Here is a 26,527-nt window from a genome sequence, read left to right on the forward strand (position 1 = left end):
TCGAGCCTAGACTGGCGAGATGCCTCTCATCGCTCTCACCGGCGGCATCGCCTCGGGCAAGTCGACCATCGCGCGACGACTCGCAGAACTCGGAGCAGTCGTCGTCGACGCCGATCAGATCGTGCGCGACGTGCAGGCGCCAGGCTCTGCGGTGCTGGCACGGATCGAGGACGTCTTCGGCGCCGATGTCATCGACGCGGACGGCGCACTCGACCGGGCTGCCCTGGGCGCCAAGGTGTTCGGCGATCCCGAGCAGCTGGCGCGGCTGAACGCGATCGTCCACCCCGCGGTGCGTGCCGAGTCGCAGCGTCGATTCGAGGAGGCCGCCTCCGCCGGTCCCGAGACCGTCGTCGTGTACGACGTCCCTCTTCTGGTCGAGGCGCGGGTCGATGACCCGTGGGATCTGATCGTCGTGGCCCATGCACCAGCGGACGAGCGCAGGCGGCGGCTCGTCGAGCTGCGCGGCATGGCGGAGCAGGCGGCCCAGGAACGGATCGACGCGCAGGTGTCCGACGAGCGTCGGCTCGCGATCGCCGACGAGGTCATCGAGACCGCAGGTTCACTGGAGGAGACGATCCGGCAGACCGACGCCCTGTGGGAGCGGATCCGCTCGTCGTGACCTTCACCGGTCACACACCCGGGTCTCCCGCCTATCGGCGTCTCATCGTCGGGCTGTTCTTCGCCGGCATCGCGACGTTCGCGCAGCTGTACTCGCCGCAGGCCGTGCTGCCGCAACTCTCGTCGAACCTGGGGATCACGCCTGCCACCGCGGCGCTCGCGGTGTCGGCTGCGACGCTCGGTCTGGCGGCGGCCGTCGTTCCGTGGTCGATGGTCGCAGACCGCATCGGGCGGGTTCCCGCCATGGGGATCGGCATCCTCACAGCGACGGCGCTGGGGGTTCTCGCGCCCTTCAGCACCGGCATGGAGATGCTGCTGGCACTGCGGCTGCTCGAGGGCGTGGCGCTGGGCGCCGTGCCCGCGGTGGCGCTCGCATATCTCAGCGAGGAGGTGAGCGCACGCGATGCCGCGGCTGCAGCGGGGAGCTACATAGCCGGGACGACCGTGGGCGGCCTGCTCGGTCGTGTCCTGTCGGGATTGGCCGGCGAGCCATGGGGATGGCGCGCGGGCATCTGGACCGTCGCCGGTGTGTGCGCGGTGGCAGCGGTCCTGTTCCTCTGGCTCACTCCGAAGGCTCAGGGGTTCGTGCCCGGTCGATTTCGACACGACGCGTCGCCGCGGATGCTTGCGCGCCTGGCGATGCCGCTGCGCTCCGCGACGCAGCTCGCGCTCTACATGCAGGGCTTTCTTCTCATGGGCGCCTTCGTCGCGGTGTACAACTACCTCGGGTTCCACCTGATCGACGCGCCGTTCGCCCTTCCGGGGTGGGTGGTCACACTGCTGTTCCTGGCCTATCTCGCAGGCACCGTCTCGTCGCCGACAGCAGGTGCGCTCGCATCCCGCTTCGGCCGGTATCCGGTGCTGCTCGCCTCGATCGCCGTGATGGCCGTCGGCGCCCTCGCCATGTTGAGCCAGGTGCTCTTCGCGGTGATCGTCGGGCTGCTGCTCTTCACCGCCGGCTTCTTCGGCGCGCATGCCGTCGCCTCGGGGTGGGCTCCCGCCGCAGCCGCCTCCGACAGCAGGGCGCAGGCATCGTCGCTCTACTATTTCGGCTACTACGCGGGGTCGAGCCTCTTCGGCTGGGCGCTGGGGATCGTGTTCGGCAGGGCTGACTGGGCGTGGTTCGTGGCGGTGATCGTGGCGATGTGCGCGGTGTCCGCGGCGCTGGCGGCACGCGCCCTGCGGCAGGCGTCGACCGGCCGCGTATGATCACGAAGCGGCACCTCATCGCCGTCGCTCACTGCCACTGTCGACCGGGAGGATCGCCTCATGCGCCTGACCTATCTCGCCGCCTACGATCGTGAGCTGCGCACGGACGCCGAGGTGACGCACGCGCTCAGTGTGGCGATGCACGGACCGCTGCGACTCGCCGTCTTCCCCGGCGGGCGCGGGTTCGTGTCGTACTCGGACCTCGATGGCCACGACTCCGGCGGAATCGAAGAGCTCATCGACGTCGCGCTCGCGCACTTCACGACCCTCAGCGGCATCGATTCGATCGAGTGGAAGACGCGAGGGCATGATCGTGCGCCTCGGCTCGGCCGGGCTCTGGAGAGCCGTGGGTTCGTGCCTGAGGACGAGGAGTCGGTGATGATCGGCGAGGCGGCGGCGCTCGCCCAGCCCGTCGACCTTCCCTCGGAGGTGGAGCTCCGGCGGGCGCGCACCGAGGCCGAGGTGTTCGCGATGGAGGAGATGCAGGGGAGGGTCTTCGGCGATCCGCAGTGGCGCGTGCGCGTCGAGACGACGCTGCAGCGCATCCGGGAAGATGACACCGTGGAGCTCTGGACGGCTGTGGCTGATGGAGCGGTGATCAGCGCTGGACGCCTGGAGCCCGTGGCCGGCACCCGCTTCGCCGGTCTGTGGGGCGGAGCGACGCTGCCCGAATGGCGGGGTCGAGGGATCTACAGAGCGCTGACGGCGGAGCGCGCGCGATCCGCCCTCGCGCTCGGCAAGCGGTACCTGCAGTCGGATTGCACCGAGTTCTCGCGGCCGATCCTCGAGCGTGCGGGACTCGTCAAGGTCTCGACCACCACGCCCTACGTGTGGACGCGGCCGGCTGACTGACCGGCACCGCCCTCTCGACGCCTGCGCGCCAGGCGGCGCGCGCCCACGACGACGACGATGACGAGGCCCACCAGCAGCAGGGCGGCCACGACGGGGATGACGATCGCCGTGATCGCGAGCATGAACGATGCCCCGTCCTCAGCCGTGCTCAGGACAGGAGCCGCAAGGCCGCCGGTCACGGTGTTGGCGGCGACACGCGCCGTGGCCTTCGCGATGTGCACGACCAGGGCGATCGCGATGCCGGAGACCACCGGCACCCAGGCGTTGTCGGTGAAGAACGCGGCAGGGTCGTCGACCGCGATCGTCTGAGCGCCCGAGCCGGCGCCGAAGGCGATGCCACCGGATGCCGGACGCAGAATGCTCTGGATCACGTCGTTCAGGGAATCGAGCGCAGGGATCTTGTCGGCCACGACCTCCAGCAGCAGCAGCCCGCCGAGGATCCAGAGCGCGAGATCGCTCGACAGCCACGACCACGAGGCCGGCAGCACCACGGAGGGGAGTAGCCGATCGGCGAGGCCCAGCAGGAACAGCGGCATCCAGGCATTGAGGCCCGCAGACGCGGCGAGACTGGTGCCGATGAGGAACTCGATCACGCCCCCACTCTAGGCGGAGGCCGCTCGTGGCCCCGATGTCGGTGGCCCGGCATACGCTGGAGGTATGCAACCCACGCGCAGTGTTCGTCCCTTCGAGGTCATCAGCGAATATGCGCCTGCCGGCGACCAGCCGAAGGCGATCGCCGAACTCGCATCGCGTATCAACGCCGGCGAGACCGACATCGTGCTGCTCGGCGCCACCGGTACCGGAAAGTCGGCGACGACCGCCTGGCTGGTCGAGCAGGTGCAGCGTCCGACGCTCGTCCTCGCGCACAACAAGACGCTCGCCGCGCAGCTGGCCAACGAGTTCCGCGAGCTGATGCCGAACAACGCCGTCGAGTACTTCGTCTCCTACTACGACTACTACCAGCCAGAGGCGTACGTGCCTCAGACCGACACCTTCATCGAGAAGGACTCCTCGATCAACTCCGAGGTCGAGCGTCTGCGTCACTCGACCACGAACTCGCTGCTCAGCCGCCGCGACGTGATCGTCGTCTCCACCGTCTCCTGCATCTACGGCCTCGGTGCGCCAGAAGAGTACCTCCGCGCCATGGTCGCCCTCCAGGTGGGAGAGCGGTACGACCGCGACGCGCTGATCAGGCAGTTCATCTCGATGCAGTACAACCGCAACGACGTCGACTTCTCCCGGGGCAACTTCCGGGTGCGAGGCGACACCATCGAGATCATCCCGGTGTACGAGGAGCATGCGATCCGCATCGAGCTGTTCGGTGACGAGATCGAAGCGCTCTATTCGTTGCATCCGCTCACCGGAGAGGTCATCGAGAAGCTCGACTCCGTGCCGATCTTCCCCGCCTCGCACTACGTGGCGGGAACCGACGTGATCCAGCGCTCGATCGGCACGATCGAGCACGAGCTCGAGGAGCGGCTCAAGGAGTTCGAGCGTCAGGGGAAGCTGCTCGAGGCCCAGCGGCTGCGGATGCGCACGACCTTCGACCTGGAGATGCTGCAGCAGCTCGGCTTCTGCTCGGGAATCGAGAACTACTCCCGGCACATGGACGGGCGTCAGCCCGGCGAGCCGCCGCACACGCTGCTCGACTTCTTCCCCGACGACTTCATGCTCGTGATCGACGAGTCGCACGTCACGGTGCCGCAGATCGGCGCGATGTACGAGGGAGACGCATCACGCAAGCGCACGCTCGTCGACCATGGCTTCCGGCTGCCGAGCGCGATGGACAACAGGCCGCTGCGGTGGGACGAGTTCAAGAACAGGATCGGGCAGACCGTGTATCTCTCGGCCACTCCCGGCAAGTACGAGATGGGCATCGCCGACGGCGTGGTGGAGCAGATCATCCGCCCGACGGGTCTGGTCGACCCGCACATCATCGTGAAGCCGTCGAAGGGCCAGATCGACGACCTTCTCGAGGAGATCAGGCAGCGTGTCGGGCGTGACGAGCGTGTGCTCGTGACGACGCTCACCAAGAAGATGTCCGAAGAGCTGACGGACTTCCTCGGCGAGCACGGCGTGCGCGTTCGCTACCTCCACTCCGACGTCGACACGCTGCGACGGGTCGAACTGCTCAGCGAGCTGCGGGCGGGCGTCTACGACGTCCTGGTGGGAATCAACCTGCTGCGTGAAGGACTCGATCTGCCCGAGGTGTCGCTGGTTGCGATCCTCGACGCCGACAAAGAGGGCTTCCTGCGATCGGGCACGTCGCTGATCCAGACGATCGGCCGCGCGGCGCGCAACGTCTCGGGCGAAGTGCACATGTACGCCGACAGGATCACCGACTCGATGGCCAAGGCGATCGAAGAGACGGATCGACGTCGCGAGAAGCAGGTCGCCTACAACCTGGAGCACGGGATCGACCCGCAGCCGCTGCGCAAGCGGATCGCCGACATCACCGAGGTGCTCGCCCGCGAAGGCGCCGACACCGCTGCGATGATGTCCGGCCGCGGGCGCGCGACCGGCAAGGGGAAGTCGCCGACGCCCAACCTCCGGCGCACCGGGATCGCCGCCGAAGGCGCTCAGCAGCTCGAAGCCGTGATCCAGGACCTCTCCGACCAGATGCTCGCGGCGGCCGCGGAGCTCAAGTTCGAGCTCGCCGGACGACTGCGTGACGAGGTGCAGGACATGAAGAAGGAGCTGCGTGCCATAGAGAAGGCCGGCCACGCCTGACGACACGGGAGCGACCAGGATGGACGCATCAGGAGAAGAGCTCGCCGATCGCGTGAGAGCGCTTCTCACCCTTGACGGGAACGTCGAGGAGAAGCGGATGTTCGGCACGCGCGCGTTCCTCCTCGACGGTCACATCCTCGTCGGTGCGCGCACCGGCGGGGTGCTGCTCGTGCGCGTCGACGAAGAGCACGGCGCGTCGCTGATCACCCGGCCAGGGGTCGCGTCCGCGGTCATGGGTCCGCGGACCATGGGCACCGGTTGGCTCGACGTATCGCCGAGCGCGCTCATCGACGACGACGACCTCGCGGCCTGGCTCGACATCGCGCGTGAAGACGCGAAGCGAGACGGCTGAGAGCGAGCCTCAGGGGCAGTGGACGAGCGTCTTGGGGCCCGACCGGTCGATCTCATGCTCGCTCATCGGGGAGCCGCACAGCGGACAGGCGCGTTCGGCACGTTCGGACGGGCTCGGCGGGGGCGTCTTCTCGTAGGGGCCGACCGAGGCCGGGCCGGCGAAGCGGATCAGATTCGAGTTGAACCAGGCATACAGGCCTCCGGCTTCGCGGATCCGAGTGCGGAGCGAAGGGCGATCATCAGAACTGGCCATGTTGCTTAGTGTACTAACTATTAGGGTCAATGTATATTCGAATCCGTGACCGCATCGGATGACCTGCTCAAGCTCGACAACCAGCTCTGCTTCGCTCTGGTGACCGCAGCACGCAACGTCGTGGCGATCTACCGGCCGATTCTGGAGCCCCTCGGGCTCACGCATCCGCAGTATCTTGTGATGCTGGCGCTCTGGGAACGTGCTCCGCGCCCACTGAACGATCTCGCGGCCGACCTCGCGCTCGAGCCTGCGACGGCGTCGCCGCTGGTGAAGCGGCTGGAGGCAGACGGTCTTGTGGCGAGGCAGCGCAGCGTCGAGGACGAGCGCCGTCTCGACATCACGCTCACGGACGCCGGTCGGGCTCTGCGTGGCCGAGCCCTCGATGTTCCGCGCCAGGTGATGACCGCTGTGGGAATGGACCTGCAGCAGATCGCGACACTGCGCGATGGTTTGTCGGCATTCGCGGGGCGCCGTTCAGCCCAGGAGTGACCGCGTCATAGGGTGTGGGCATGCCGATCGAACACCAGACGCGTCCTGCGCGCCGGAGTGTCGATCGGATGGTCCTTCCCGTCGTCGTCGTCGTTCTGTTCGGCGCGGCGATGATCGCGTCGGCGATCCAGGGTCAGCCGACGTTCCGCCCCACCGAGCCGATTCCCGAGGGGACGGCAGAGCCGCTGCCCACCGTGTCGCCGGGTGGAACCGGGCTCCCCGAGCCGGTGGAGGTCGAACCCACGAACGCCGCGCTCGCGCAGACTCTCACGGTGATCCTGATGCTCCTGGTCGCGGCCGGGATCGTCGCGCTCCTCGTGATCGCCGCCAGAGCCCTGCTTCGAGCATGGCGAGATCGCCCGCTCCGGCGTCGTGACGCAGCCGTCGTCGCATCCGAGGTCGATCAGCTCGCATCGACCCCGACAGCGGACGTCGCGGTCGGGGTGATGCAACGCGGGATCGCCGGCGCGCTGGCGACGATCGATGAGCGTGCCACGGCCTCGGATGCCATCGTCGCCGCGTGGATCGGTCTCGAAGAGAGCGCGGCGGACGCGGGGGTGAAGCGTGCGGCGAGCGAGACTCCGGGGGAGTTCGTGGTGCGGATCATCACTCTGCGGCCGGGCGCCGCCGACGACGCTGCGGCGTTGCTGCGCCTCTATGAGAGCGTCCGCTTCGGCACGCGGGTGGCCGACGAACATGATCGGGCCTCGGCGCGACAGGCCCTTCGGCGCATCGAGGGGGTGTGGCGATGAGCGCACGGAGAACACTTCTCGCGATCGGTGCGGCGGTCGTCGCTGCTCTCGCCCTCCTCGGCTTCGGCTTCACCTGGCCGTTCGTGATCGGCTGGAGTCTGCTGATCTGCGCGGTCGGTCTGCTCGGACAACTCGTGATGCCGCTCGAGCCCGGCTTCGACGCCCCGCGTATCGACACGGAACGCCATCGTCGGCCGACCGAGATCTCTCGGATGGCGTGGGCCCTGAACACGCACACCGGTATCGCCGGACAGCAGATCACCCGACGCGTCAGCGCGATCCTCCGCCATAGGCTGGTGCGCCAGGGAATCGACCCGGACAACCCGGAGGACAGGGCACGACTCACCGCGGTGATCGGACCCGGGCTCTGGGAACAGCTGACGGGTCCCGCCCCGACGATCGTCGACATCGAACGGGCCCTGGATGCCGTCGATCGACTGAACCCTTCCTCACCCGGCGAGCCGTCGCTCGCGTCGCACGCCCCAGCCACCGGCCAGGCGCGGCCCTCGCTGTTCCGTCGATCAAGGAGATGACATGACGAGCCCCGCAGAGATCGCCGACACCGGAGCCAGGATCCTCGCCGCGGTGAGGACGGTCGTGGTGGGCATGGACGACCCCGTCGAGATCGCGCTCGCGACGATTCTCGCGGGTGGTCACGTGCTGTTCGAGGACGTGCCAGGGCTGGGAAAGACCCTCGCCGCTCGCAGTCTCGCGGCGGCCCTGGGGCTGTCGTTCCGTCGGTTGCAGTGCACCCCCGACATGCTCCCGGGCGACGTGACCGGATCGTACGTGTACGCACCGGACTCGGGCGACTTCGTCTTCCGTCCCGGGCCGATCTTCACCGGTCTGCTGCTCGCCGACGAGGTCAACAGAACCACCCCGAAGACGCAGTCGGCGATGCTCGAGGCGATGGCGGAGCGACAGGTGACGGTCGAGGGCAACAGCTTCGCGCTGCCGGCGCCGTTCCATGTGATCGCGACGTCGAATCCGATCGAGTACGAGGGCACCTACGCGCTTCCCGAGGCGCAGCTCGACAGATTCATGGTGCGGCTGTCCGTGGGCTATCCGGACGCGGACAACGAGGCTCGGATCCTGGAGAACCGGGTGAGCAGGCGAGAGGAGGCGACCCACGTCGCCCCGGTGATCGATGCCGACCAGCTCGTCGCCCTGCAGAACGCGGTCGAAGCCATCCACGTCGATCAGGACATCACCCGCTACTGCGTCGAGATCACCCGCGCCACGCGGAATGCGCCGCACGTCGAGGTCGGGGCCTCGCCGCGAGGTTCGCTCGGTCTGCTGCTGCTCGGACGAGCGCTGGCGGCGCTGGACGGTCGCGACTACGTGCGCCCGGACGACATCAAGCGCATCGCCGTGCCTGTGCTGGCCCATCGACTCACCCTCACTCCACAGGCATGGGCTCAGGGTGCCTCGGCGTCCGATGTGGTTCGATCGGTCGTCGGTCAGGTGGCGGTGCCGCCGACTGTCGGGGCGCTCGGATGACGGATGATCCCGACGCAGGGCGTCGTGGGCCGGTGCTGTCGGTGGCGATCGGCGGCGCGGTGATCCTCGCCGTTGTCGGCCTTCTGTCGGCCCGACCGGACGTCGCGGCCATGGGCCTGCCTCTGGCCCTCTGGAGCGGGTTCGCGATCGCACGAGGCACCGCCGGGGGCGAGGCGAAGGTCAGGATCGATGCGCTGCCGGGACAGGATGGAGAACTGCTCACCGCGATCGCCGTCGAGAGCGACGCGGAAGCCGTCGAGATGGTGATCGTGCAGTCGGAGCGCCGCACCAGGCGAGTGATCGTGCCTGGGGGCGGATCATCCGTCACCGCCCGCAGCACCGTCCTGCATTCCGGGCCGGCGATTCCTGTGCAAGCCGCGGCGAGAGGGTTCTCTCTCGAGGGCGCGGCGCTCTCGAAGACAGCGGGGCCCGTCGCGGCCGGACGCCAGGTGGCACCGCCCCGCCGACCGATCGATGCGCTGCCGTTGCCGCGACGACTGATCGGGTCGCACGGTGCTCACGAGGGGCGCCGTCAGGGCCAGGGCGGTGACTTCAGGGACATCCACGCCTTCGCTCCGGGGGACGAGCTCCGCCGCGTGGACTGGCGGGCCACGGCGCGGATGGCACGCAGGCCGGGGGATCTGCTGGTTCGACGGACGAACACCCTGAGCGACTCCTCCGTCGTGATCGCGATGGACACGTCGGAAGACCTCGGCGAGGTCGTCTCGTCATGGGGGAGCGGCGATCTCGAACGCAGTGGCGTGACGTCGCTCGACCTCGCGCGGGAAGCCGCCCGCGCGATCGCCGACTCGGCCATCGGCGCGGGCGACCGCGTCGCGCTGCACGTGCTCGTGCACGGGGGCCGGTCGCTGCGCAGCGGCAGCGGATCGAGGCACCTCGCGCGCGTGGTGGCGGCCATCGCCGCGACCGGTCAGGCACGAGAGGATGCGTCCTTCCGCCGCACGCCTCCCGTGCCGCACGGCTCGGTCATCTTCGTACTGTCGACGTTCTTCGAGGGCGCGGCGGCACAGACGGCGCTGATGTGGAGGGCGAGCGGTCATCGAGTCGTCGCCGTCGACGTGCTTCCGCCGCTCGATCGCACGCGTCTCACCCGGGCACAGCTCATCGGCCTTCGCACCGTGCTCGCCGAGCGGGAGAACGTGTTCGCCGATCTGCACGGCGCCGGAGTCGATGTGGTCACCTGGGCCGATGATCCGTCATCGGCGCTGCTCGCGATCGCGAGGGCGCGCCGATGAGGGCGAACGACTCGCTGCAGACCGGGCCGGCCGTCTCCTGGCTCGTCGTTCGGGGCGCGCTCGTCGCCGTCGTCGCCGCCGGGGCCGTCGCCCTGTGCCCGCTGATCGGGTGGCAGGTGGCCGCTGTCGTGCTGGCGATCGTCGCCGCCGCCCTCCCGCAGACGTTCGCGGCGTGGGGATCGGTCGGCTGCCTCGTGATCGGGATGCTGATCTCGGAGCCCGATCTCGGGCGCGCGATGATCGCGGTGCTCGTCGTGCAGCTCATCCACGTGCTGATGTCGCTCTCGCTCGTGATCCCCGCGGGTTCCCGAGTGGTGATCGCCGCGCTCCGGCCCAGCGCACTGCGGCTGCTCGTCGTCCAGGCGATCGCCCAGCCGGTGACCGTCGCGGTGATGGTCGTCGGCGGAGCGGCCGCGCAGGGATCGGCGCAGACGGTGCCGTGGGCCGCCGTCGCGGGAGCCGGAGCCGTCGTGGCGCTCGCGGTGACCCTGGTCGTGAGGGCGAACCGCCGAGCACCGTGAGGCGATGCCTTCCCTGTGAGCCCTCACGGAGCCAATGTCTGTGGCCCCTCGTAGACTTGATCAGTGCCTATCGTCCCGGTTGCAACCCCAGGAAAACTCAGCGTTCGCGGTGCCCGCGTACACAATCTGAAGAACGTCGACATCGACATCCCACGCGACTCCCTCGTCGTGTTCACCGGCCTGTCCGGTTCGGGAAAGTCCAGTCTCGCGTTCGACACGATCTTCGCCGAAGGGCAGCGTCGCTACGTCGAGTCGCTGAGCGCGTACGCGCGCCAGTTCCTCGGCCAGGTCGACCGGCCAGACGTCGACTTCATCGAGGGGCTCAGCCCCGCGGTGTCGATCGATCAGAAGTCGACCAACCGCAACCCGCGGTCGACGGTCGGCACGATCACCGAGATCTACGACTACATGCGTCTGCTCTGGGCGCGCATCGGCATTCCGCACTGCCCCGAGTGCGGTGAGCGCATCCAGCGACAGACCGTGCAGCAGATCGCCGACCAGCTGATGGAGCTGCCCGAGCGGACGCGCTACCAGATCGTCGCGCCCATCGTCTCTCAGAAGAAGGGCGAGTTCGTCGATCTGTTCCGCGAGCTGGGCGCCAAGGGATACTCCCGCGCGATCGTCGACGGAGACCTGATCCAGCTCGCCGAGCCGCCCACGCTGAAGAAGAGCTACAAGCACGACATCGCCGTGGTCGTCGATCGTCTGGTCGCGGCCGACGACATCCTCGGTCGTGTCACCGACTCGGTCGAGACCGCACTCGGACTCGCCGGCGGCGTCGTGCAGGTGAACTTCGTCGACGAAGAGGGCGACGACGCCTGGCAGTCGTTCTCCGAGAAGCTCGCGTGCCCGAACGGGCACGCGCTGTCCCTCACCGAGATCGAGCCGCGCACCTTCTCCTTCAACGCGCCGTTCGGCGCATGCCCCGCCTGCTCGGGGCTCGGCACCCGCATGTCGGTGGACATCGACCTGATGCTCGGTGACGAGGAGCTCTCCATCCGCGAGGGCGCGATCATCCCCTGGACCACCCAGGGCAAGGGCCTCTTCCAGTACTACGAGCGCCTGCTCGAGGGCCTGGCCGACGACCTCAACTTCTCGCTCGACACCCCGTGGCAGGACCTCAGGGTCGACGTGCAGGACGCGATCCTCCGCGGAGACAACTACAAGGTCACGGTCAAGTTCAAGAACCGGTACGGGCGCGAGATGCGTTACGCGTCCGGCTTCGAGGGTGTCGTCCCCTACATCGAGCGGCAGTACGCGCAGGCCGAGTCCGACACGCAGCGCTCGCGCTGGGGCGAGTACCTCCGCGAGGTGCCGTGCCCCGTGTGCGACGGCAACCGTCTCAAGCCCGAGGTGCTCGCGGTGCAGGTGCACGGTCACTCGATCGCCGAGGTGTCGCACCTGAGCCTCGCCGATGCGCGCTCGTTCATGGAGACCCTCACTCTCACCGACCGCGAGGCGCAGATCGCGGCGCAGGTGCTGCGTGAGATCCGCTTGCGACTCGACTTCCTGCTGCAGGTCGGGCTCTCGTATCTCAACCTCAGCCGCTCGGCCGGATCGCTCTCGGGCGGCGAAGCACAGCGCATCCGCCTCGCGACACAGATCGGGTCGGGCCTCACCGGTGTGCTCTACGTGCTCGACGAGCCGTCGATCGGTCTGCACCAGCGCGACAACCGTCGACTGATCGACACCCTTCTGAAGCTCCGTGACCTCGGCAACACGCTCATCGTCGTCGAGCACGACGAAGAGACCATCGAGTCGGCTGACTGGGTCGTCGACATCGGGCCGGGCGCGGGAGTGAACGGCGGTGAGGTGGTGCATTCCGGTTCGTACGAGGCACTCCTGAACGAGCCGGACTCGATGACGGGACAGTATCTCTCCGGTCGTCGCGAGATCCCGACCCCTGCGAAGCGCCGCAAGCTCGACAAGAAGCGGATGCTCAGCGTCGTCGGTGCTCGCGAGAACAACCTGAAGAACGTCAGCGTGAACTTCCCGCTGGGTGTTCTGACGGCGGTCACCGGAGTGTCGGGATCGGGCAAGTCGTCGCTCGTCAACGACATCCTCTACCAGGTGCTCGCCTCGCGGCTCAACGGCGCCCGCACGGTTCCCGGAAAGCACACCCGAGTCTCGGGACTCGACAACCTCGACAAGGTCGTGCACGTCGACCAGGCGCCGATCGGCCGCACGCCGCGCTCGAACCCGGCCACCTACACCGGCGTCTTCGATCGCATCCGCTCGCTCTTCAGCGAGACGCCGGAGGCGAAGGTCCGCGGCTACCAGCCGGGGCGCTTCAGCTTCAACGTCAAGGGCGGCCGCTGCGAGGCGTGCTCGGGCGACGGCACGATCAAGATCGAGATGAACTTCCTGCCGGACGTCTACGTCGACTGCGAGGTCTGCCACGGCAAGCGCTACAACCGCGACACGCTGTCGGTGCACTACAAGGGCAAGAACATCGCCGAGGTCCTCGAGATGCCGATCGCCGAGGCGGCGGAGTTCTTCGAGCCCATCCAGGCGATCCACCGTTACATGAAGACCCTCGTCGACGTGGGCCTCGGCTACGTGCGTCTCGGTCAGTCGGCGACGACACTGTCGGGCGGCGAGGCGCAGCGCGTCAAGCTCGCCACCGAGCTCCAGCGTCGCAGCAACGGCCGCAGCATCTATGTGCTCGACGAGCCGACCACGGGGTTGCACTTCGAAGACGTGCGCAAGCTCCTCGAGGTGCTGAACGGGCTCGTCGACAAGGGCAACACGGTGATCGTCATCGAGCACAACCTCGATGTGATCAAGTCCGCCGACTGGGTGATCGACCTCGGACCGGAGGGCGGTTCCGGTGGTGGTGAGATCCTGGCGACGGGCACCCCCGAGCAGATCGCGCGAGTCGAGGACAGTCACACGGGCCAGTTCCTCGCCGAGATCCTGGGTGAGGGGCGTTCTGCGCGGAAGGCCAGCTGATGGCCGACGTCCTGCCGTACAAGCCGCGGGCTGGTGAGATCCCCACCAACCCCGGCGTGTACCGATTCCGCGACGCCGATGGACGCGTGCTCTATGTCGGCAAGGCGAAGAACCTGCGTCAACGTCTGTCGAACTACTTCGCGCCGTTGCGCACGCTCCACGAGCGCACCAGACGGATGGTCACCACGGCGTCCTCCGTCGAATGGACGGTCGTCTCGACCGACGTGGACTCGTTGCAGCTCGAGTACATGTGGATCAAGGAGTTCGATCCGCCCTTCAACGTCCGCTACAAGGACGACAAGTCCTACCCGTTCATGGCCGTGACGCTGGGCGATGAGGCGCCGCGAGTGATCGTCACCCGCAACCGCAAGATCCCCGGTGCGCGCTACTTCGGTCCCTATCCGAAGGTCTGGGCGGTTCACGAGACGATCGACCTGATGGTCAAGGCGTTCCCGATCCGCACCTGCAGCGACTCCAGCTACAAGCGCGCGATGCAGACAGGGCGTCCGTGCTTTCCGGGGCAGATCGGCAAGTGCGGCGGGCCGTGCTCGATGACGGTCACCATCGAGGAGCACCGTGCGATGGTCGACGACTTCGTCGCATTCATGGCCGGAGGCGACGAGCGCTTCACCCGAGAGCTGACGAAGAGGATGCTGGCCGCCTCCGCTGCGATGGACTACGAGGCCGCCGCCAGATTCCGCGACAAGCTCACGGCGATCGAGGCGGTGCTGGGCAAGAGCGCGCTGGTCCTCGCGACCGACGAGGATGCCGACCTGTTCGGAATCGCGGAGGACGAGCTCGCCGCAGCGGTGCAGCACTTCGTGATCCGCGGCGGACGCGTCCGAGGCGTCCGCGCGATGACGATCGAGAAGGAGATCGACATCTCGACGGCCGACCTGGTCGACCAGGTGCTGCAGCGCGCGTACGGGGATGCCCAGGACGTGCCGCGGCGAATCATCGTGCCGACGCTGCCGGACGACGCGGCGGAGCTCGAGGTGTGGCTGCGCGAGCGGCGAGGCAAGAAGGTCGAGATCGCCGTCGCCCAGCGCGGTCAGCGCGCCGACCTCATGCGCACCGCGACACTCAACGCGCAGCAGGCGTTGATCCGCTACAAGACCCGTCGCACGAGCGACTACATYGCGCGCACGCAGGCTCTCACAGATCTTCAGGAGGCGCTGGGGATGTCGGAGGCGCCGTTGCGCATCGAGTGCTTCGACATCTCGCACCTCGGCGGCACGAACGTGGTGGCGTCGATGGTGGTCTTCGAAGACGGGCTGCCGCGAAAAGATCAGTATCGTTCGTTCAACATCGCCGAGACCACGGACGACACCGACTCGATGTACCAGGTGCTGCGACGTCGTCTCGCCTACCTCGATCGTCCCGAGGAAGCCGAAGTGCCCGCCGCAGCCGTGGGGGTCCCTGGAGAGTCGGAGGACGACCTCGACGAGGTCGTCGTCGAGGTCAAGCGCAAGCCCCGCTTCGCCTATCCGCCGCAGCTGCTGCTCGTCGATGGCGGGCAGCCGCAGGTCGAGGCGGCCGCGCGGGCACTCCGAGACGCCGGTCACACCGAGATCGCCGTGTGCGGCATCGCCAAGAGGCTCGAGGAGATCTGGCTCCCCGGGGATGACTTCCCGGTGATCCTGCCTCGCACCAGTGAGTCGCTCTACCTGCTCCAGCGACTGAGGGACGAAGCACACCGATTCGCGATCACGCACCAGCGCAAACGACGCAGGAACGACATCACGTCGATCCTCGCCGAGGTTCCCGGCCTCGGTGCGGCGCGGATAAAGGTCCTACTCAAGCACTTCGGATCCGTCACCGCACTGCGGTCTGCACCGCCCGAGGCGATCCAGGAGGTGCAGGGGATCGGGCCTGTGCTCGCCGAGAACATCCATACGCATCTCTCTTCTCGCTAGGCTGGGGGAGCGGGGGAGAAGGAGTAACCATGACTGACGGGGACAAAGGCGAGTTCCTCATCGTCACGGGCATGTCGGGCGCTGGACGCACGACGGTCGCGAACGCACTCGAGGACCTCGGCTGGTATGTCGTGGACAACCTGCCGCCGCAGATTCTCCGTCCATTGCTGGACCTCACCGACATGGGTGGCAACGCCTTGCCCAAGGTCGCCGCCGTGGTGGATGTCCGAGGACGCAACCTCTTCGACGATTTTCCCGGCGTGGCGCGGGCGTTGCGATCGCGCGGTTCGGTGCGCGTGCTGTTCCTGGATGCGTCCGACGACGTCCTCGTGCGTCGATTCGAGGCCGTCCGCAGGCCGCATCCGCTCCAGGGCGACGGCACCCTGCTCGACGGCATTCGCATCGAGCGCCTCCGCCTCGCGCCGATCCGCGAGTCGGCCGACCTCGTGGTCGACACCTCAGCGCTCAACATCCATCAGCTCGCCACGCAGGTGTCCGACCTGTTCTCCGAAGAGGGTGCAGCGCGGCACCGTGTGACGCTCATGAGCTTCGGGTTCAAGTACGGTCTTCCGACCGATGTCGACATCGTCGCGGACATGCGCTTCCTGCCCAATCCCTTCTGGAACGAAGAGCTCCGCGGCCTGACGGGACAGGACGAAGCGGTGAAGAACTACGTGCTCTCCCGTGAAGGCGCCGCAGAGTTCCTCGATTCCTACACGTCGGCGCTCACCCCGGTGCTCGAGGGGTATCAGCGCGAGAACAAGAGCCACTCGACGATCGCTATCGGCTGCACAGGCGGCAAGCACCGCTCGGTCGCCATGGTGGAGGAGCTTGCTCGTCGGCTCGCGTCCGTGCCCGGAGTGGCCGTCAACGTGCGTCATCGGGACCTCGGCAGGGAATAGCAGGAGCCTCCGTCAGAGTAGGCTGGAGGTTTGCGCCGCGATCCGGCGCGTGAGCGTAGAGGAGTGTCGTGGCACTAACCACCGACGTCAAGGCTGAGCTTGTCAGCATCCGTAATGCACCCCCGACGGTGCGTGTCGCGGAGGTCACCTCTATCCTCCGGTTCGCCGGCGGACTGCACTCCATCGCCGGGCGGGTCGCCGTCGAGGCGGAGGTGGATGCCGAGATCCTCGCGCAGCGTGTCGCGCGCGACCTCGCGGAGATCTACGGTGTTCGGCCCGAGATCGCCCAGGTGCAGTCGAGCACGGCCAACGACGGAGCGCGGTGGGCAGTGAGGGTGATCGCGTCGGGGGAGACCCTCGCACGCCAGACCGGTCTGCTCGACCAGCGCCGTCGCCCGGTCCGCGGACTTCCCAACCGTCTCACCACGGGCTCCCGCGCAGAGGTCGCCGGTCTGTGGCGCGGAGCGTTCCTCGCCGCGGGAACCCTGAGTGAACCAGGCCGCTCTGCCATGCTCGAGGTCGCCTGCCCGTCGTCTGAGGCTGCCATGGCGCTCGTCGGCGCCGCGCACCGCCTCGGAGTGGCTGCGAAAGCTCGCGAGGTGCGCGGCATGCCCCGCGTCGTCGTCCGCGAGGGCGAGGCCATCCGCACGATCCTCAGCGAGATGGGTGCACAGAAGACCGCTGTCGCCTGGGAGGAGATGCGCCAGCGCCGCGAGGTGCGCGCGGGTGTGAACCGTCTCGTGAACTTCGATGACGCCAACCTGCGTCGTTCCGCGCAGGCCGCTGTCGCCGCCTGCGCCCGCGTGGAGCGCGCTCTCGAGATCCTCGCCGACGAGGTGCCCGACCACCTCAAGGTCGCCGGTGAGCTGCGCCTCGCGCACCGAGACGCGAGCCTCGACGAGCTGGGCCACCACGCCGACCCGCCGATGACGAAGGATGCCGTCGCCGGCCGCATCCGCCGTCTTCTGGCCATGGCCGACAAGCGTGCGCAGCAGGAGGGCATCCCGGGCACCGAGGCCGCCGTGYCCGCCGGACTCGACGTCTGAGCCTGTCCATCGACATCAGCGAGGCGATCCCTGTCAAGGGGTCGCCTCGCTTCGTCATATGGGGGAAGGATCAGGGTCGGCGACACGTTGTCGTCACTAGGATGAGTTAAGTCCGCTCTACGCCGCACCTCGGCGGCGCAGAGGATCGGCAAGCGCCGCGGCGCGGCGCGGATTGGATGAAAGCGACATGGCGACCTACACGCTCCCCGACCTTCCCTACGACTTCGCAGCCCTCGAGCCGCACATCAGCGGCAAGATCATGGAGCTGCACCATGACAAGCACCACGCGACCTACGTCGCCGGCGCGAACACCGCCCTCGAGCAGCTCGCCGAGGCCCGTGACAGCGGCAACCTCGCCAACGTGAACAAGCTCGAGAAGGACCTCGCGTTCAACCTCGGCGGTCACGTCAACCACTCGATCTTCTGGACCAACCTCTCGCCGACCGGCGGCGGACAGCCCGAGGGCGAGCTCAAGGCAGCCATCGACGAGTTCTTCGGCTCGTTCGAGAAGTTCCAGGCGCACTTCACCGCGAACGCCCTCGGAATCCAGGGCTCCGGCTGGTCGGTGCTCAGCTGGGACTCGATCGGCCAGCGTCTGATCATCCAGCAGCTGTTCGACCAGCAGTCGAACACGGCGCAGGGCACCGTGCCGCTGTTCCAGCTCGACATGTGGGAGCACGCCTTCTACCTCGACTACCTCAACGTCAAGGCCGACTACGTCAAGGCCGCGTGGAACATCGCCAACTGGGAGAACGTCGCTCAGCGCTTCGAGGTCGCCCGCGAGAAGACGAACGGCCTGCTGGTACTGTCGTAATCGGGTCGCGTCCCGACGGGCCCAGTCTCGTCGGGACGCCATCTCAGCCAAAAACCCCCGCGCATCGCGTAAGCACTTTTGCTGCGCACAGCGCACGAGAAACAGGGAGACCTGAGTGTCTGTCAAGATCGGTATCAACGGCTTCGGCCGCATCGGACGCAACTACTTCCGCGCGGCTCTCGCGCAGGGAGCGGACATCGAGATCGTCGCGGTCAACGACCTCACCGACAACAAGACCCTTGCCCACCTTCTGAAGTACGACTCTGTGGGCGGCGTCCTCGACGCTGACATCAGCTTCGACGACGAGAGCATCACGGTCAACGGCAAGGCGATCAAGGCGTTCGCAGAGCGCGATCCCGCCAACCTTCCGTGGGGTGAGCTGGGCGTCGACATCGTCATCGAGTCGACCGGCTTCTTCACCAAGGCCGAGGCTGCCAAGAAGCACATCGATGCGGGCGCCAAGAAGGTGCTCATCTCAGCTCCCGGCACCGGTGTCGACGGCACCTTCGTCATGGGCGTGAACGAGGACACGTACAACCCGGAGACCGATCACATCATCTCCAACGCCTCCTGCACGACCAACTGCCTCGCGCCGCTGGCCCAGGTCTTCAACGACGCGTTCGGCATCGACCGCGGCTTCATGATGACCGCTCACGCCTACACCGCAGATCAGAACCTGCAGGACGGCCCGCACAGCGACCTGCGTCGTGCACGCGCCGCTGCGATCAACATCACCCCGGCCTCCACCGGTGCAGCCAAGGCGATCGGCGAGGTTCTGCCCGAGCTCCAGGGCAAGCTGAGCGGCTCGTCGTACCGCGTTCCGGTTCCCACCGGCTCGATCGTCGACCTGACGCTGATCACCGACCGCGAGAACCTCACGGTCGAGGAGGTCAACGAGGCCTACAAGAAGGCTGCTGCCGACGGTCGCCTCGCCGGCTTCCTGCAGTACAACGAAGACCAGATCGTCTCGAGCGACATCGTGCACAACCCGCACTCGTCGATCTTCGACGCGACCCTGACCAACGTCAGCGGCAACCTGGTCAAGGTCTCCAGCTGGTACGACAACGAGTGGGGCTACTCCAACCGTCTCGTCGACCTGACCGAGTACGTGGCCGAGCGTCTCTGAGACACCTCCCATGACTCTGCGCACCCTGGATTCACTGGGTTCGCTCGAGGGCAAGCGCGTCATCGTCCGTTGTGATCTCAACGTCCCCCTCCGGGACGGGATCATCACGGACGATGGCCGTGTCCGCGCCTCGTTGCCTACCCTCAACGCACTGATCAACGCGGGCGCCCGCGTCATCGTGTGCTCGCACCTCGGACGCCCCGACGGTGCGCCCGACCCGCAGTACAGCCTCGCGCCGGTCGCCCAGCGACTGTCCGAGCTGCTCGGCAAGCCGGTCGCGTTCGCACGCGACACCGTCGGCGAGTCGGCCCAGGAGGCCGTGGCCTCGCTCGAGGACGGCGACATCGTCGTCATCGAGAACCTGCGGTTCAACCCGGGGGAGACCTCGAAGGACGATGCCGAGCGCGGCGCCTTCGCGGCTCAGCTCGCAGAGCTCGGTGACGTGCTCGTCTCCGATGGATTCGGCGTCGTGCATCGCAAGCAGGCGAGCGTCTACGACCTCGCCGAGCTGCTGCCCTCCGCTGCCGGTCTGCTGATCGCGACAGAGCTCGACGTGCTCGACCGTCTCACCGAGAACCCCGAGCGCCCGTACGCGGTCGTGCTCGGCGGGTCGAAGGTGAGCGACAAGCTCGGCGTCATCTCGCACCTGCTGCCTCGCGTGGATCGCATCCTCGTCGGCGGCGGCATGCTGTTCACCTTCCTGAAGGCGCAGGGCCACGCCGTGGCCTCCAGCCTCCTCGAAGAGGATCAGCTCGAGACGGTGCGCGGCTACATCGCCGAGGCCGAGAAGCGCGGCGTGGAGCTCGTGCTCCCGACCGACGTGGTCGTCGCCTCCTCGTTCTCGGCGGATGCCGACCACGAGGTGACGGCTGCGGACGCGATCGAGGACACGGCGTTCGGTGCTGCCGGAATCGGCCTGGACATCGGTCCCGAGACTGCGGCGCGATTCGCGGAGGTCATCCGCGAATCGAAGACGGTGTTCTGGAACGGTCCGATGGGCGTGTTCGAGTTCCCGGCGTTCGCCGGCGGCACCAAGACCGTCGCGCAGGCGCTCACCGAGGTAGACGGCCTCAGCGTCGTCGGCGGCGGTGACTCGGCCGCGGCCGTGCGTCAGCTCGGCTTCGCCGACGACCAGTTCGGTCACATCTCGACCGGCGGCGGCGCCAGCCTCGAGTTCCTCGAGGGCAAGAAACTACCCGGCCTGGAGGTGCTCGGATGGGCCTAGAAAACAATTCCCGATCGTCGGCTACGCCGAACAGGGCCCGTACCCCGCTGATCGCGGGAAACTGGAAGATGAACCTCGACCACCTGCAGGCGGTCGCGTTCGTGCAGAAGCTGCACTGGACTCTCAAGGATGCCAAGCACGAGGACGGATCGGTCGAGGTCGCGGTTTTCCCGCCCTTCACCGACATCCGCAGCGTGCAGACGCTGATCGACGCAGACAAGATCCCGTTCGCGCTGGGTGCGCAGGACCTCTCGGCACACGACTCCGGTGCGTACACCGGTGAGGTGTCGGGAGCGTTCCTGGCGAAGCTCGACGCGAAGTACGTCATCATCGGTCACTCCGAGCGCCGCGAATACCACGCGGAGTCGGACGACGTCGTGGCGGCCAAGACGAAGGCAGCGCTCAAGCACGGCCTCTCGCCGGTCATCTGCGTCGGCGAGACGGCCGAAGACCTGGAGAAGTTCGGCGCGAGCGCGGTTCCGGCCGGTCAGCTCGAGGTCGCTCTTCAGGGGCTCTCGAAGGATGCCGACATCGTTGTGGCGTACGAGCCCGTCTGGGCCATCGGCTCCGGACAGGCGGCCACGCCGCAGCAGGCACAGGATGTCTGCGCCGCGCTGCGCGCGGTGATCGCCAAGGTCCTCGGTGACGACGCTGCCGCGCGCACCCGGATCCTGTACGGCGGATCGGTCAAGGCGGCCAACATCGCCAGCTTCATGCGTGAGCCCGATGTCGACGGCGCACTGGTCGGAGGCGCGAGCCTCGTGGTCGACGAGTTCGCTGCGATCATCCGCTTCGAGAAGCACGTAGGCGTGTGAGTGTGGCGGGGCTCCGGCCCCGCCGCACCGTATACTTGACCGTTACCGGGGCAATCCTGCCCCAGCGAAAGGCTCTTCCTCGTGGAAATTCTCGAGTTCGTCCTGCAGGTGGTGCTGGGCATAACCAGCGTCCTGCTGACTCTCCTCATCCTCCTCCACAAGGGTCGCGGTGGCGGCCTCTCCGACATGTTCGGTGGCGGAATGACGTCGGCTGTCGGCTCGTCGGGTCTCGCTGAGCGCAATCTCAACCGCTTCACCGTGGTCCTCGCCCTGGCGTGGTTCGTGGCGATCGTGGCGCTCGGCCTCATCACGAAGTTCGAGGTGATCTGATGGCTACCGGCGGCAATGCGATCCGAGGAACCCGTGTCGGTTCCGGCCCCATGGGCGAGCAGGACCACGGCTACCACGCCGACCGCATCGCGGTCTCGTACTGGGACGGCCTCGGCAACGAGACGGTCCGCTACTTCGCCGCGGGACTCCCGGAAGAGGAGATCCCCGAGACGATCGACCACCCCCAGTCAGGTCTGCCGGCCGGACGAGACAAGGCGAACCCGCCCGCACTCGCGAAACCGGAGCCGTACAAGACCCACCTCGCGTATGTGAAGGAGCGTCGCACCGACGCAGAAGCCGTCCAGCTTCTCGAAGACGCGCTCACCCAGCTCCGTGAGCGTCGAGGTCAGTGACCTCGATCTGAACTCATGACAGAAGCCGCCGCGATCCGATCGCGGCGGCTTCTCTCGTATCGAGCGGGCGTGCTCACCGGCATCCATACGCGGCGTCGATGTAGGACTGGGGCGGGTACCCGTAGGCCCAGACGCCGTTGGCGTCGTCGGTGAAGCCCATGCTGATCGCCCAGGCGGTGGCCCACTTCTCGATGCTGTCCTGGGTCGACGAGTCGTACATGTCCTCGCACTTCACGCTGATCGCATGGCCGACCTCGTGGGCGACGAGCGCTTTGCTGCGGTCGGCAGGCCACTGCTCCGCGACCGAGTTCGACAGTTCGATGGCCGCGCGATCGGGGTCGTCCCACCACCAGGTGGTGAGGCCTCCCATGCTGCCGTTGTAGCCGGCGTTGTTGACGATCTGATTCCAGTCGAACTCGAGCAGCACCCCGGGCGCGAGTGAGCGAGCGAAAGCCTCGATCTCCGTCCGTGCGGTCTGCAGGGGCCCGGCCTTCTCGGCGAGCTCGGCCTGTTCGGTCGCAACGACCTGCGCCGCTGCATCCTGCAGTGACACGAGTGTCTCGACGGCTGACGCGTCGAGGCGTTCTGTGCCGGATGCTCGCGATGCCGCGTCGCGCAGTGCGATCACTGCATCGTTCTTCGCCGAGAGATGCGCGGACTCGAATGCCGGTGCGGAATCGGCCGCAGAATGGAGGACGGCCGCGCCGGCCTCGGTCACGGACGTGCCGGCGGTGGTCAGCGGGGGCATCATGCTGTCGAGGTCGGCTGCCAGATCGTCGAGATCGCGCGTCTGCGCGGCCAGTTCGCCGGACGCCGCGAAGAGCTGCCAGAAGATGCCGGGTTTCTCATCTGCGGTCGGCAGGTCGTGGTCGAGAAGATCCTCCGCGGGAGTCACGACCTCGCGGGCATCGGTCGCGGCGGTCGACAGTGTTTCGCGGGCCGCTGGAGCGACGAGCACGCCGGAGTCGGTCTGCACGAGCAGGTCGGCGACGCCGAGGGTCGACGCGAGCGCGTCGAGCTCCTGCTGAAGTGCCTCTCCTGTGCTCGCGGTCGTGGCCAGGCTGGCGTCGAACTCGGTGCGAGCCTCGTCGTAGCCGAGGCTGGCGGTGATCTGGAGAMGCCCCACCGTCACTGCGGCGACCGTCGCCGCGACCGCGCCCAGGATCAGCGTGGGGCGTCGCCTGCGCCTTCTCGGTGCCGCTTCCGGCACGCTGGCGAAGCGCGCAGGGAGCGCGTGGCCTCCGATCGCGGAGGAGGCCACATCGACGGGAGCAGGCATTCTGTGGAGACCTCCGTGGRGAACCGGCGTACCACGACTCTAATGAGTGCGCCGCCTGAGAGGAGAAATCCCGGGGAAGAACGAAGGCCCCCGCTGATCGCGGGGGCCTTCGTGGAATGAGGGGCTGACGAGAATCGAACTCGCATCATCTGTTTGGAAGACAGAGGCTTTACCACTAAGCTACAGCCCCGATGTCGGCGAGGTCCGGGAGGACTGTGCCGACTCATCGATCATAGCGGACTCATGCGGGTGCTCGTGTCCGTTAGACTCGGTGGGGCTGAATCTGCAAGCGGATTCCCCGGGGCGTAGCTCAGTTTGGTAGAGCGCCCGCTTTGGGAGCGGGAGGTCGCAGGTTCAACTCCTGTCGCCCCGACATGGCTTCAACGGCCTGACAGCCGCGATTCAGCGCGGAAATCACAAGGAGAGCACACCAGAATGGCGAACAGCACCGTCGAGAAGCTGACCCCGACCCGGGTCAAGCTCAGCATCACGGTCACCCCCGACGACCTCAAGCCCAGCATCGCGCACGCGTATGAGCACATCGCTCAGGACGTGCAGATCCCCGGCTTCCGCAAGGGCAAGGTCCCCGCTCCGATCATCGATCAGCGCATCGGACGCGGTGCGGTCATCGAGCACGCGGTCAACGAGGGCCTCGACAAGTTCTTCCGCGACGCGACCGTCGAGCACAAGCTCCGCGTCGTCGGGCGTCCGGCCGCCGACATCACGCAGTGGCCCAACGAGAAGGACTTCTCGGGCGACCTGCTCGTCGACATCGAGGTGGACGTCCGTCCCGAGATCGAGCTTCCGTCGTACGACGGCATCACGGTCACCGTCGACGCCGTCGAGGCTGACGACGCGGCGCTCGACGCCGAGCTCGAGAACTTGCGCGCCCGTTTCGGCACGCTCGTTCCCGTCGACCGCCCGGCAGCGAAGGGTGACTTCGTCGAGCTGGACCTCGTCGCGACGATCGACGGCGCCGAGATCGACCGCGCAGAGGGCGTGTCCTACGAGGTCGGCTCGGGCGAGCTGCTCGAGGGCATCGACGACGCGATCGAGTCGCTCACCGCGGGTGAGGACACCACGTTCCGCTCTGCGCTCGTCGGCGGCGACCACGCCGGCTCCGAGGCCGAGGTCGCCGTGACCGTGAAGGCTGTCAAGGAGCGCGAGCTTCCCGAGGCCGACGACGACTTCGCGCAGATCGCCAGCGAGTTCGACACGATCGCCGAGCTCCGTGCGAGCCTCGCCGAGCGGGTCTCGCAGCAGGGCATGTTCGCGCAGGGCTCCGCAGCGCGCGACAAGCTCGTCGAGACGCTCCTCGAGCAGATCGACATCCCGGTGCCGCCGAAGCTCATCGAGGACGAGGTGCACAACCACCTCGAGGGCGAGAACCGCCTCGAAGACGACGTGCACCGCGCCGAGGTGACCGAGGCCAGCGAGAAGCAGTTCCGCACGCAGGTGCTGCTCGACACGATCGCCGAGCAGGCCGACGTGCAGGTCTCGCAGGAGGAGCTCTCGCAGTACCTCATCCAGTCCGCATCGCAGTACGGCATGGCTCCGCAGGAGTTCGTCGAGGCTCTGCAGTCGTCCAACCAGCTTCCCGCGCTCGTCGGTGAGGTCGCCCGCAACAAGGCCCTCGCCATCGCGCTCGGCAAGGTCAAGGTCGTCGACACCAACGGCAAGCCTGTCGACCTGTCTGACTTCGTCGTGACCGACGACGAGGCCGAGGCTGAGGCCGACGCCGCTGCTGACGAGAAGCCGGCCAAGAAGGCTCCTGCGAAGAAGGCCGCTGCGAAGAAGGCAGACGACGCCGACGCCGCTGAGAAGCCGGCTGCGAAGAAGCCCGCTGCGAAGAAGGCTCCCGCGAAGAAGGCCGACGACGCAGAGGCCGCTGAGAAGCCGGCTGCGAAGAAGCCCGCCGCCAAGAAGGCTCCGGCCAAGAAGGCGGCCGACAAGGCTGAGTGATCGAACACGATCTCGATGAAAGGGGCGGATGCTGCGGCATCCGCCCCTTTCTCGTGGAAGACGACACCCCGAGAGCGAGGACATGATGAAGACCTGGGACGAACGCATCGATGAGGTGTGGGACGACGCATCGGGTGAAGAAGTCGGCGAGGAGACGATCGCGCGGATCGACGCGCTGGCCGCCGAACGCGGGCTCAACGACGCGCGAGCGCAGTTCGAACGTGCGGGCGCGAGGGACTCCGCTGGGCGTCCCGCCGAGGCCGTGGAGCTCTACAGGCATGCTCTCGCTCTCGGACTCGACGACGAGCATCGCCCGCAGTGCGTCATCCAGCTCGCGAGCTCGCTGCGCAACCTCTGCGCCTACGACGACGCTCTCGCCGTGATCCTCGCGGAGCAGGAGCGGTCTGCCGACGGGCCCTACCGGGATGCCGTGGCGACAGTGCATGCGCTGATCCTGGCGAGTTCGGGAAAGCCGGCGCAGGGACTTTCGGTGGCGCTGCTGGCACTCGTGCCGCACCTCCCGCGCTACCACCGCTCGATGACCGCGTACGCACACGAGATCGCGGAACTCGACGCCTGATATGCCGACGGCGAACACGGCCTGAGCGCTGCGTTGTCGCCGGTAGATTCGAATCACTGAAACACGGAATCAGGAGCTGACATGGCTGCAGAACCCCTCCTCGCTACGAGCGTCTTCGACCGACTGTTGAAGGACCGCATCATCTGGCTGGGATCGGAGGTGCGCGACGACAATGCGAACGAGATCTGCGCGAAGATCCTCCTTCTCGCCGCAGAGGACTCCGAGAAGGACATCTACCTGTACATCAACTCGCCCGGCGGATCGATCACCGCGGGCATGGCGATCTACGACACGATGCAGTTCGTCCCGAACGACATCGTCACCGTCGGAATCGGCATGGCCGCATCGATGGGTCAGCTGCTGCTGACGGCAGGAACGAAGGGCAAGCGGTACATCACGCCCAATGCCCGCGTGCTGCTGCACCAGCCGCACGGCGGCTTCGGCGGCACGTCGAGCGACATCCAGACGCAGGCGCAGCTCATCACCTCGATGAAGAACCGCCTCGCCGAGATCACGGCGGCACAGACCGGCAAGTCGGTCGAGCAGATCAACGAAGACGGTGACCGCGACCGCTGGTTCACCGCCGATGAGGCGCTCGAATACGGATTCGTCGACCACATCCGCGACTCGGCCACCGACGTCGTCGGCGGCGGCGGAACCGACCAGGACATCAAGTAACGGAAAGCGAAAGGACTC

27 protein-coding genes and 2 tRNA genes are annotated in these 26,527 nt (G+C 67.4%); 25 read left to right on the forward strand and 4 right to left on the reverse strand.

What is annotated here, in order from left to right; translation table 11 throughout:
• Positions 1-19: 19 nt before the first annotated feature.
• From coaE to AC04ME_RS06645, 3 genes are read left to right on the forward strand one after another with little or no spacing between them, the layout of a single operon-like run.
• Complete coding sequence (coaE, locus tag AC04ME_RS06635; RefSeq protein WP_475434205.1) at positions 20-619, forward strand: dephospho-CoA kinase; 600 nt, start codon at positions 20-22, stop codon at positions 617-619.
• A complete protein-coding gene (locus AC04ME_RS06640; protein WP_475434206.1) occupies positions 595-1,827 on the forward strand; it encodes an MFS transporter in 1,233 nt (410 codons plus the stop codon). Before coaE ends, AC04ME_RS06640 begins: the two co-directional genes overlap by 25 nt.
• Positions 1,828-1,887: 60 nt before the next feature.
• Positions 1,888-2,679, forward strand: a complete 792-nt coding sequence (locus tag AC04ME_RS06645; RefSeq protein WP_475434209.1) for a GNAT family N-acetyltransferase — start codon at positions 1,888-1,890, stop codon at positions 2,677-2,679.
• Here the strand turns inward: AC04ME_RS06645 and AC04ME_RS06650 are convergent.
• Positions 2,652-3,272: a DUF4126 domain-containing protein gene (locus AC04ME_RS06650; protein ID WP_042541609.1), complete on the reverse strand. Its 621-nt coding sequence runs from the start codon at positions 3,270-3,272 to the stop codon at positions 2,652-2,654. The two genes, AC04ME_RS06645 and AC04ME_RS06650, sit on opposite strands and share 28 nt — an antisense overlap.
• 64 nt (positions 3,273-3,336) lie before the next feature.
• Between AC04ME_RS06650 and uvrB the strand changes: the two genes are divergently transcribed.
• Together uvrB and AC04ME_RS06660 are read left to right on the forward strand one after the other, a co-directional pair.
• Positions 3,337-5,409 carry an excinuclease ABC subunit UvrB gene (gene uvrB, locus AC04ME_RS06655; protein ID WP_475434211.1) on the forward strand — a complete coding sequence of 691 codons (2,073 nt, stop codon included), beginning with the start codon at positions 3,337-3,339 and terminating at the stop codon, positions 5,407-5,409.
• Positions 5,410-5,428: 19 nt separating this feature from the next.
• On the forward strand, positions 5,429-5,761 hold the full coding sequence (locus AC04ME_RS06660; protein WP_079113068.1) for a TfoX/Sxy family protein: 333 nt from the start codon (positions 5,429-5,431) through the stop codon (positions 5,759-5,761).
• 9 nt (positions 5,762-5,770) lie between these two features.
• Here AC04ME_RS06660 and AC04ME_RS06665 read toward each other — a convergent pair whose 3' ends face one another.
• Entirely contained in the window at positions 5,771-6,013 is a 243-nt protein-coding gene (locus AC04ME_RS06665; RefSeq protein ID WP_042541606.1) for a hypothetical protein, read from the reverse strand.
• Positions 6,014-6,058: 45 nt separating this feature from the next.
• Between AC04ME_RS06665 and AC04ME_RS06670 the strand changes: the two genes are divergently transcribed.
• From AC04ME_RS06670 to AC04ME_RS06745, 16 genes are all read left to right on the forward strand, one after another.
• Positions 6,059-6,502 carry a MarR family winged helix-turn-helix transcriptional regulator gene (locus tag AC04ME_RS06670; protein ID WP_042541605.1) on the forward strand — a complete coding sequence of 148 codons (444 nt, stop codon included), beginning with the start codon at positions 6,059-6,061 and terminating at the stop codon, positions 6,500-6,502.
• 20 nt (positions 6,503-6,522) lie between these two features.
• Positions 6,523-7,254: a DUF4129 domain-containing protein gene (locus AC04ME_RS06675; protein ID WP_079113067.1), complete on the forward strand. Its 732-nt coding sequence runs from the start codon at positions 6,523-6,525 to the stop codon at positions 7,252-7,254.
• Positions 7,251-7,787 (forward strand): hypothetical protein, encoded by a 537-nt coding sequence (locus tag AC04ME_RS06680; protein WP_367819700.1) that lies wholly within the window; start codon positions 7,251-7,253, stop codon positions 7,785-7,787. The genes AC04ME_RS06675 and AC04ME_RS06680 overlap by 4 nt, the downstream gene beginning before the upstream one ends.
• A gap of 1 nt (position 7,788) precedes the next feature.
• Positions 7,789-8,754 carry an AAA family ATPase gene (locus AC04ME_RS06685; RefSeq protein ID WP_475434213.1) on the forward strand — a complete coding sequence of 322 codons (966 nt, stop codon included), beginning with the start codon at positions 7,789-7,791 and terminating at the stop codon, positions 8,752-8,754.
• A complete protein-coding gene (locus AC04ME_RS06690; RefSeq protein ID WP_475434215.1) occupies positions 8,751-10,010 on the forward strand; it encodes a DUF58 domain-containing protein in 1,260 nt (419 codons plus the stop codon). The genes AC04ME_RS06685 and AC04ME_RS06690 overlap by 4 nt, the downstream gene beginning before the upstream one ends.
• Positions 10,007-10,531, forward strand: coding sequence for a hypothetical protein (locus tag AC04ME_RS06695; protein WP_042541601.1), 525 nt, complete (start codon positions 10,007-10,009; stop codon positions 10,529-10,531). The genes AC04ME_RS06690 and AC04ME_RS06695 overlap by 4 nt, the downstream gene beginning before the upstream one ends.
• Before the next feature lie 63 nt (positions 10,532-10,594).
• Positions 10,595-13,483 carry an excinuclease ABC subunit UvrA gene (gene uvrA, locus AC04ME_RS06700; RefSeq protein WP_475434217.1) on the forward strand — a complete coding sequence of 963 codons (2,889 nt, stop codon included), beginning with the start codon at positions 10,595-10,597 and terminating at the stop codon, positions 13,481-13,483.
• Positions 13,483-15,399 (forward strand): excinuclease ABC subunit UvrC, encoded by a 1,917-nt coding sequence (gene uvrC / locus AC04ME_RS06705; protein ID WP_079113061.1) that lies wholly within the window; start codon positions 13,483-13,485, stop codon positions 15,397-15,399. The genes uvrA and uvrC overlap by 1 nt, the downstream gene beginning before the upstream one ends.
• 29 nt (positions 15,400-15,428) lie before the next feature.
• Complete coding sequence (rapZ, locus tag AC04ME_RS06710) at positions 15,429-16,301, forward strand: RNase adapter RapZ (protein WP_056377245.1); 873 nt, start codon at positions 15,429-15,431, stop codon at positions 16,299-16,301.
• A 68-nt stretch (positions 16,302-16,369) separates the two neighbouring features.
• On the forward strand, positions 16,370-17,347 hold the full coding sequence (gene whiA, locus AC04ME_RS06715; RefSeq protein ID WP_475434220.1) for a DNA-binding protein WhiA: 978 nt from the start codon (positions 16,370-16,372) through the stop codon (positions 17,345-17,347).
• A gap of 187 nt (positions 17,348-17,534) precedes the next feature.
• Positions 17,535-18,161 carry a superoxide dismutase gene (locus AC04ME_RS06720; protein WP_042540783.1) on the forward strand — a complete coding sequence of 209 codons (627 nt, stop codon included), beginning with the start codon at positions 17,535-17,537 and terminating at the stop codon, positions 18,159-18,161.
• Between the two features lie 115 nt (positions 18,162-18,276).
• On the forward strand, positions 18,277-19,287 hold the full coding sequence (gene gap / locus AC04ME_RS06725; protein ID WP_042540782.1) for a type I glyceraldehyde-3-phosphate dehydrogenase: 1,011 nt from the start codon (positions 18,277-18,279) through the stop codon (positions 19,285-19,287).
• Between the two features lie 10 nt (positions 19,288-19,297).
• Positions 19,298-20,512: a phosphoglycerate kinase gene (locus AC04ME_RS06730; RefSeq protein WP_042540781.1), complete on the forward strand. Its 1,215-nt coding sequence runs from the start codon at positions 19,298-19,300 to the stop codon at positions 20,510-20,512.
• Complete coding sequence (tpiA, locus tag AC04ME_RS06735; protein WP_042540780.1) at positions 20,503-21,327, forward strand: triose-phosphate isomerase; 825 nt, start codon at positions 20,503-20,505, stop codon at positions 21,325-21,327. Before AC04ME_RS06730 ends, tpiA begins: the two co-directional genes overlap by 10 nt.
• 81 nt (positions 21,328-21,408) lie before the next feature.
• On the forward strand, positions 21,409-21,657 hold the full coding sequence (gene secG / locus AC04ME_RS06740) for a preprotein translocase subunit SecG (protein ID WP_042540779.1): 249 nt from the start codon (positions 21,409-21,411) through the stop codon (positions 21,655-21,657).
• On the forward strand, positions 21,657-22,010 hold the full coding sequence (locus AC04ME_RS06745; RefSeq protein ID WP_042540778.1) for an RNA polymerase-binding protein RbpA: 354 nt from the start codon (positions 21,657-21,659) through the stop codon (positions 22,008-22,010). Before secG ends, AC04ME_RS06745 begins: the two co-directional genes overlap by 1 nt.
• Before the next feature lie 73 nt (positions 22,011-22,083).
• Here AC04ME_RS06745 and AC04ME_RS06750 read toward each other — a convergent pair whose 3' ends face one another.
• The gene (locus tag AC04ME_RS06750; protein ID WP_475434224.1) at positions 22,084-23,289 is read right to left on the reverse strand and encodes a hypothetical protein; all 1,206 of its coding nucleotides are present in this window, start codon (positions 23,287-23,289) and stop codon (positions 22,084-22,086) included.
• Between the two features lie 119 nt (positions 23,290-23,408).
• Positions 23,409-23,479, reverse strand: a tRNA-Gly gene (locus AC04ME_RS06755).
• A 109-nt stretch (positions 23,480-23,588) separates the two neighbouring features.
• Here AC04ME_RS06755 and AC04ME_RS06760 point away from each other — a divergent pair.
• The 4 genes from AC04ME_RS06760 (at position 23,589) to AC04ME_RS06775 (ending at position 26,509) form a co-directional block, all read left to right on the forward strand.
• Positions 23,589-23,662, forward strand: a tRNA-Pro gene (locus tag AC04ME_RS06760).
• Positions 23,663-23,724: 62 nt separating this feature from the next.
• On the forward strand, positions 23,725-25,251 hold the full coding sequence (gene tig / locus AC04ME_RS06765) for a trigger factor (protein ID WP_475434226.1): 1,527 nt from the start codon (positions 23,725-23,727) through the stop codon (positions 25,249-25,251).
• A gap of 82 nt (positions 25,252-25,333) precedes the next feature.
• Entirely contained in the window at positions 25,334-25,831 is a 498-nt protein-coding gene (locus tag AC04ME_RS06770; RefSeq protein ID WP_475434228.1) for a tetratricopeptide repeat protein, read from the forward strand.
• An 81-nt stretch (positions 25,832-25,912) separates the two neighbouring features.
• On the forward strand, positions 25,913-26,509 hold the full coding sequence (locus tag AC04ME_RS06775) for an ATP-dependent Clp protease proteolytic subunit (protein ID WP_042540775.1): 597 nt from the start codon (positions 25,913-25,915) through the stop codon (positions 26,507-26,509).
• Positions 26,510-26,527 lie beyond the last annotated feature (18 nt).

This window comes from Microbacterium sp. LjRoot205 (genome assembly GCF_056175745.1).

What these genes read in the sequence shown, in the direction of transcription:
- tig (WP_475434226.1), top strand. Translation starts at nt 23,725, where the DNA reads ATGGCGAACAGCACCGTCGAGAAGCTGACCCCGACCCGGGTCAAGCTC.
- AC04ME_RS06745 (WP_042540778.1), top strand. Translation starts at nt 21,657, where the DNA reads ATGGCTACCGGCGGCAATGCGATCCGAGGAACCCGTGTCGGTTCCGGC.
- AC04ME_RS06775 (WP_042540775.1), top strand. Translation starts at nt 25,913, where the DNA reads ATGGCTGCAGAACCCCTCCTCGCTACGAGCGTCTTCGACCGACTGTTG.
- AC04ME_RS06685 (WP_475434213.1), top strand. Translation starts at nt 7,789, where the DNA reads ATGACGAGCCCCGCAGAGATCGCCGACACCGGAGCCAGGATCCTCGCC.
- AC04ME_RS06730 (WP_042540781.1), top strand. Translation starts at nt 19,298, where the DNA reads ATGACTCTGCGCACCCTGGATTCACTGGGTTCGCTCGAGGGCAAGCGC.
- AC04ME_RS06680 (WP_367819700.1), top strand. Translation starts at nt 7,251, where the DNA reads ATGAGCGCACGGAGAACACTTCTCGCGATCGGTGCGGCGGTCGTCGCT.
- AC04ME_RS06690 (WP_475434215.1), top strand. Translation starts at nt 8,751, where the DNA reads ATGACGGATGATCCCGACGCAGGGCGTCGTGGGCCGGTGCTGTCGGTG.
- AC04ME_RS06770 (WP_475434228.1), top strand. Translation starts at nt 25,334, where the DNA reads ATGATGAAGACCTGGGACGAACGCATCGATGAGGTGTGGGACGACGCA.
- AC04ME_RS06720 (WP_042540783.1), top strand. Translation starts at nt 17,535, where the DNA reads ATGGCGACCTACACGCTCCCCGACCTTCCCTACGACTTCGCAGCCCTC.
- rapZ (WP_056377245.1), top strand. Translation starts at nt 15,429, where the DNA reads ATGACTGACGGGGACAAAGGCGAGTTCCTCATCGTCACGGGCATGTCG.
- AC04ME_RS06660 (WP_079113068.1), top strand. Translation starts at nt 5,429, where the DNA reads ATGGACGCATCAGGAGAAGAGCTCGCCGATCGCGTGAGAGCGCTTCTC.
- AC04ME_RS06645 (WP_475434209.1), top strand. Translation starts at nt 1,888, where the DNA reads ATGCGCCTGACCTATCTCGCCGCCTACGATCGTGAGCTGCGCACGGAC.
- tpiA (WP_042540780.1), top strand. Translation starts at nt 20,503, where the DNA reads ATGGGCCTAGAAAACAATTCCCGATCGTCGGCTACGCCGAACAGGGCC.
- AC04ME_RS06695 (WP_042541601.1), top strand. Translation starts at nt 10,007, where the DNA reads ATGAGGGCGAACGACTCGCTGCAGACCGGGCCGGCCGTCTCCTGGCTC.
- AC04ME_RS06665 (WP_042541606.1), bottom strand. Translation starts at nt 6,013, where the DNA reads ATGGCCAGTTCTGATGATCGCCCTTCGCTCCGCACTCGGATCCGCGAA.
- uvrB (WP_475434211.1), top strand. Translation starts at nt 3,337, where the DNA reads ATGCAACCCACGCGCAGTGTTCGTCCCTTCGAGGTCATCAGCGAATAT.
- coaE (WP_475434205.1), top strand. Translation starts at nt 20, where the DNA reads ATGCCTCTCATCGCTCTCACCGGCGGCATCGCCTCGGGCAAGTCGACC.
- AC04ME_RS06675 (WP_079113067.1), top strand. Translation starts at nt 6,523, where the DNA reads ATGCCGATCGAACACCAGACGCGTCCTGCGCGCCGGAGTGTCGATCGG.